4 protein-coding genes are annotated in these 6,006 nt (G+C 70.4%); all 4 read left to right on the forward strand.

Going from position 1 to position 6,006, the window contains the following annotated elements; translation table 11 throughout:
• The first annotated feature begins 3 nt into the window (after positions 1-3).
• The 4 genes from CS1GBM4_RS13625 to CS1GBM4_RS13640 all read left to right on the forward strand — a co-directional run bounded on the left by CS1GBM4_RS13625 (position 4) and on the right by CS1GBM4_RS13640 (position 5,774).
• On the forward strand, positions 4-1,218 hold the full coding sequence (locus tag CS1GBM4_RS13625) for an FAD-dependent oxidoreductase (protein WP_186419265.1): 1,215 nt from the start codon (positions 4-6) through the stop codon (positions 1,216-1,218).
• A 2-nt stretch (positions 1,219-1,220) separates the two neighbouring features.
• Positions 1,221-3,917: a nitrate reductase gene (locus CS1GBM4_RS13630; RefSeq protein WP_186419266.1), complete on the forward strand. Its 2,697-nt coding sequence runs from the start codon at positions 1,221-1,223 to the stop codon at positions 3,915-3,917.
• A 29-nt stretch (positions 3,918-3,946) separates the two neighbouring features.
• Entirely contained in the window at positions 3,947-4,846 is a 900-nt protein-coding gene (gene ntrB, locus CS1GBM4_RS13635; protein WP_186419267.1) for a nitrate ABC transporter permease, read from the forward strand.
• Positions 4,847-4,976: 130 nt separating this feature from the next.
• Positions 4,977-5,774 (forward strand): ABC transporter ATP-binding protein, encoded by a 798-nt coding sequence (locus CS1GBM4_RS13640; RefSeq protein ID WP_186419268.1) that lies wholly within the window; start codon positions 4,977-4,979, stop codon positions 5,772-5,774.
• Positions 5,775-6,006: the final 232 nt, after the last annotated feature.

The following is a 6,006-nucleotide window of genomic DNA, read 5'->3' on the forward strand; positions in this document are numbered from 1 at the left end:
GCCATGGCCGAGCCGCTCGTCATCGTCGGCAAGGGCATGGCCGCGACGAAGCTGGTCGACGAGCTCAGCCAGCGCGCGCTCGGCCGCTACTCCATCGCGGTGATCGGCGCCGAGCCGCGCCTCGCCTATAATCGCGTGCTGCTCTCGCCGCTGCTCGCCGGCGAGATCGGCGAGCCGGAGATCGAACTCAGGCCCGCCGCCTGGTGGCAGGCGCGCGGCGTCTCGATGCTCTACGGCAAGGCGGTGACCGCGATCGACCGGGCGGCGAAGACCGTGACGCTGGCCGACGGCCTGACGCTGCCCTACGGCAAGCTCGTCCTCGCCACCGGCTCGCAGCCGCTGAAGCCGCCCTTCCCGGGCGGCGACTTGCCCGGCGTCGTCACCTTCCGCGACACCGCCGATGTCGAGGCCATGCGCGCCTATGCCGAACGCGGCGCCCGCGTCGTCGTCATCGGCGGCGGCCTGCTCGGGCTCGAGGCGGCCTATGGGCTGGCGCGGGCCGGCGGCAGCGTCACATTGCTGCACCTGGTCGACCGGCTGATGGAGCGGCAGCTCGACGCGGAAGGCGCCGATCTGCTGGCTGCTGCGATGGCCCGGCGCGGCATCACGGTGACGCTGAACGCCTCCACCAGAGGCTTCGTCGGCAAGGACCGGGTCGAGGCGGTCGAGCTCGCCGACGGCAGGCGCCTCCCGGCCGATCTCGTCGTCATCGCCATCGGCGTGCGTCCGAATATCGGCCTCGCCGGCGCCGCGGGGCTCGCGACCAACCGCGGCGTCGTCGTCGACGACCGGCTGGCGAGCGGGGACCCGTCGATCTTCGCCATCGGCGAGTGCGCCGAGCATCGCGGCCAGGTCTACGGCCTGGTCGAGCCGGCCTACGAGCAGGCGCGCGTGCTCGCGGCCGGGCTCGCCGGGAGCGATGCGCGCTATACCGGCTCGCTGCTTGCGACCAATCTCAAAGTGTCCGGGGTCGGCGTCTTCTCCGCCGGCGAATTCGAGGCCGGAGCGGGCGCGCAGACCGTGGTGCTGCGCGACGCCTCCGGCGGCATCTACCGCAAGTTCGTGCTGCGCGAGGGCCGGCTCGCCGGCTGCGTCCTCGTCGGCGACACCAGCGGCGCGCTGTTCTATCTCGGACTGATCCGCTCGCAGCAGGACATCTCGCCGATCCGCGCCGACCTGCCCTTCGGCGAGGCCTATTGCCTCGGGAAGGCGGCCTGACCATGCGCCACGACGCCCCCCTCGCCGCTCCCGCCGCGGTCCGCACCATCTGCCCCTATTGCGGGGTCGGCTGCGGCGTGCTCGCGACGCCGGACGGCAGGGGCGGCGCGGCGATCGCCGGCGATCCCGATCACCCCGCCAATCGCGGCCGGCTCTGCTCCAAGGGATCGGCGCTCGGCGAGACGCTCGGACTGCGCACCCGTGTGCTGCATCCGCTGAAGCGCAATGCCCGCGGCGCCTATGACCGCGTCTCCTGGGACGAGGCGCTCGATGCGGTGGCCGAGGGGCTGAGAGCGATCATCGCGCGCGACGGCCCCGAGGCTGTCGCCTTCTATCTCTCCGGCCAGCTCCTGACCGAGGATTATTACGTCGCCAACAAGCTGATGAAGGGCTTCATCGGCTCGCCCCATGTCGACACCAATTCACGGCTGTGCATGTCGTCGACGGTCGCGGGCCATCGCCGCGTCCTCGGCTCCGACACCGTGCCCGGCTGCTATGAGGATCTCGATACCGCCGACCTGATCGTGCTGGTCGGCTCCAACACCGCCTGGTGCCATCCCGTCCTGTTCCGCCGCATCCAGCAGAACCGGAGCGAGCGCGGCGCGAAGGTCGTGGTGATCGATCCGCGCATCACCGCGACCGCGGAGGAGGCCGATCTCGCCCTGCCTCTGAAGCCCGGCTCGGACAGCGCGCTCTTCGCCGGCCTGCTCGTCCACCTCGCGGATGGCGGCCTCGTCGACCGCGCCTATGTCGAGCGCCACGTCGCCGGCTTCGACGCCGCCCTCGCCAATGCCCGCCAGATCGCGCCCGACCTCGCCGCCATCGTCGCCCGGACCGGCCTGCCCGAGGCCGAGATCGCGCGCTTCTACGCCCTCTGGGCACAAACGCCGGCCGTCGTCACCGCCTGGAGCCAGGGCGTCAACCAATCGGCTCAGGGCACCGACAAGGTCGCCGCGATCCTGCATTGCCACCTGGCCGCCGGCCGCATCGGCAAGCCCGGCCGCGGCCCGTTCTCGTTGACCGGCCAGCCCAATGCCATGGGCGGGCGCGAGGTCGGCGGGCTCGCCAACATGCTCGCCGCCCATATGGGCTATTCGCCGGCCGAGATCGACCGCGTCCGCCGCTTCTGGCGGGCGCCGCGCATGGCCCAGGCCGAGGGCCTCAAGGCCGTCGCCATGATGGACGCCGTCGCCGACGGCCGGCTCAGGGCGCTCTGGGTGATGGCGACCAACCCGGCCGTATCGCTGCCCCGCGCCGACGCCGTGCGCGATGCGATGCGCGGGCTCGATCTCTTCGTCGTCTCCGAGAACGTCCTCTCCACCGACACGCTCGCCGCCGGCCCGCACTACATCCTGCCGGCCGCGGCCTGGGGCGAGAAGGACGGCGCCGTCACCAATTCCGAACGCCGCATCTCGCGCCAGCGCAGCTTCCTGCCCCTGCCGGGCGAGGCGAGGCCGGACTGGTGGATCGTCTGCGAAGTGGCCAAACGGCTCGGCTTCGGCGAGGCCTTCGCCTATGCCGGCCCGCACGCCATCTATGCCGAGCACGCCGCGCTCTCGGCCTTCGAGAACGGCGGCCGCCGCGATTTCGACATCGGCGCCCATGCCGGGCTGACACGTGCCACCTATGACGCGCTCGCGCCGGTGCAGTGGCCGGTCCCCGCGGATCACCCCGAAGGCACGGCCCGGCTCTTCGCCGAGGGCGGCTTCTTCACCGCCGACGGCAAGGCGAAGATGCAGCCGCTCGCCGCGCCCGCTCTTGCCGCGGTGCCGAGCGAGGCCTTCCCGCTGCTGCTCAATACCGGCCGCGTCCGGGACCACTGGCATACGATGACCCGCACGGGCCTGAGCGCCCGGCTTTCGGCCCATATCGCCGAGCCGGCCGTGCTGGTGCATCCGGACGACGCCGAGCGGCTTGCCCTCGCCGACAAGGGCTTCGCCAGGATCCGGACCGCCCATGGCGCGGTCGTCCTCAAGGTCGCCTTCGATCCTGGCGTCCAGCCCGGCTCGCTCTTCGCCCCGATCCACTGGTCGGGGGAAACCGCATCCGACGCCCGCATCGGCGCCACGGTCCAGCCGCTGACGGACCCCGTCTCCGGCCAGCCGGAGCTGAAGGCGACGCCGGCCGCGATCGCTCCGGTGTCCTTCCGCTCCCGCGGCTTCCTGCTCGGCGCCGACGATTTCGTCCTGCCCGAAGGCAGCTGGTGGAGCCGTGTCGCCGTCGAGGGCGGGCTCGGCCGGCTCTTCGCCACCCAGGCCGACGCCGCCGCGATGATGCAGCTCGCCCGTACCGCCTTCGGGCCCGACGGGCTGATCGAGATGCTCGATCTCGAGCGCGGGCTCTACCGCTGCGGGCTCATCCGCGAGGGCCGGCTCGCTGCGGCCCTGTTCCTCGGGCCCGACCAGGACGCTCCGGTCTGGGATGCGGTGAAGCTCGCCTTCGCCGGGGCGGCGATCGACGCGCGTCAGCGTCTCGCCCTGTTGTCCGGCCGCAGCCTCGACGGGGTCGCCGACCAGGGGCCGATCGTCTGCGCCTGCTTCGGCGTCAGTCTCGCCGCGATCCGCGCCGCCTTCGCCGAGGGCGGCGCCGTCACGGTCGAAGACATCGGGCGCAAGCTCAAGGCCGGCACCAACTGCGGTTCGTGCCTTCCCGAAATCCGCCGCATCGGCGCGCAGCAGCGTGTCGGGGTGCCGGCATGAACGCACCGGTCGACCATGGGAGAGATGGAATGGGTCAGGCTGCCTTGAAGACGGCGGGCGCAGGGGCGAAGGTGGTCGCCTTGCCGGCGAGCGGAGCCGCGGTGGTGGCGCTGCCGCAGGCCGGCGCGAAGCCGCTCCGCGAAAGGCTGGCGCCGCTGGCGAAGTCGGCGCTCGTCAGCGTCATACCGCCGCTCGTCACGGTCGGGCTGATCCTGCTGTTCTGGCAGATCGCCGCATCCGGCCCGCAATCCTCGCTGCCGCCGCCGAGCAAGATCTGGGAAGAGGCGAAGGACCTGATCACCGAGCCGTTCTTCTGGGCCGGCTCCCAGGACATCGGCCTCGGCTGGCGCATCCTGGTCTCGCTCCAGCGCGTCGCCATCGGCTTCGGCCTGGCGGCGGTGGTCGGCGTCCTGCTCGGCGCGCTCGTCGGCCAATCGGTCTGGGCGATGCGGGGGCTGGACCCGGTCTTCCAGGTGCTTCGTACCGTGCCGCCGCTCGCCTGGCTGCCGCTCTCGCTCGCCGCCTTCCGCGACAGCCAGCCCTCGGCGATCTTCGTCATCTTCATCACCGCGATCTGGCCGGTGATCATCAACACCGCGGTCGGGATCCGCAACATCCCGCAGGACTACCGCAATGTCGCGCAGGTGCTGCGGCTGAACCAGGTCGAGTTCTTCTTCAAGATCATGGTGCCCTCGGCGGCGCCCTACATCTTCACCGGCCTGCGCATCGGCGTCGGCCTGTCCTGGCTCGCCATCGTCGCCGCCGAGATGCTGACCGGCGGCGTCGGCATCGGCTTCTTCATCTGGGACGCGTGGAACTCCTCGCGCCTCTCCGACATCATCGTGGCGCTCGTCTATATCGGCGTGGTCGGCTTCGTGCTCGACCGGCTGGTCGCCTTCATCGGCGCGATCGTCACCCGCGGCACCTAGGGCACGTTCCGCAAAAGTGGGGGACCACTTTTGCGATGAGAACTTGCCCAATGTTTTTTGATTTTGCGCGAATTCTTCTCGGCCGTTCGTGCCGAACGACCGGAAAGCGCGCGAATTGAGGGATCGCAACATGACCGGCGCCTATCTCAAGATCGACCATGTCGAGAAGACCTTCCAGCGCGGCTCGGCGACGACCAACGTGCTGAAGGATGTCAGCCTCGTCATCGACAAGGGCGAATACGTCTCGATCATCGGCCATTCCGGCTGCGGCAAGTCGACCCTGCTCAATATCGTCGCCGGGCTGACGCCGGTGACGGCGGGGGCGGTCCTGCTCGAAGGCAAGGAAGTCAACGCGCCCGGCCCGGAGCGGGCCGTGGTCTTCCAGAACCACTCGCTGCTGCCCTGGCTGTCCGTCTACGACAATGTCGCGCTCGCCGTGAACAAGGTCTTCGGCGGCGTGAAGAGCAAGGCCGAGCGGCATGACTGGATCATGCACAATCTCGAGCTCGTCCAGATGGGACATGCCAGGGACAAGCGCCCCGGCGAGATCTCCGGCGGCATGAAGCAGCGCGTCGGCATCGCCCGCGGCCTCGCCATGGAACCCAAGATTCTCCTGCTCGACGAGCCCTTCGGCGCCCTGGACGCGCTGACCCGCGCCCATCTGCAGGATTCGATCATGCAGATCCACGCGACGCTCGGGAACACGATGATCATGATCACCCATGACGTCGACGAGGCCGTGCTGCTCTCGGACCGCATCGTGATGATGACCAACGGCCCCTCCGCCCGCATCGGCGAGGTGCTCGACGTCCGTCTGGAGCGGCCGCGCAAGCGGCTCGAGCTGGTCGCCGACCGCACCTACATCGCCGCGCGCGAGGCGGTTCTGAAATTCCTCTACGAGCGCCACCGCTTCGTCGAGGCGGCGTGACCTCTGCGTCATTGCGAGGAGCGTCAGCGACGAAGCAATCCAGGAGCGGCCGTGCTCCGCATCCCGCTGGATTGCTTCGCTTCGCTCGCAATGACGGCAAGCCGAAAGCGAGACCATGAGCAACGACTTCTCCCCCGACCAGAAGCGCTATCTCGAAGGTTTCATGAGCGGCCTGCAGTCGGCGCGCGCCGCGCGCGGCCTCGGCCCGCTCGGCGCTGCCGGCGGCTCCGGC

This window comes from Allobosea sp. CS1GBMeth4 (assembly GCF_900185715.1).
In the GTDB taxonomy this organism is placed as follows: domain Bacteria; phylum Pseudomonadota; class Alphaproteobacteria; order Rhizobiales; family Beijerinckiaceae; genus Allobosea.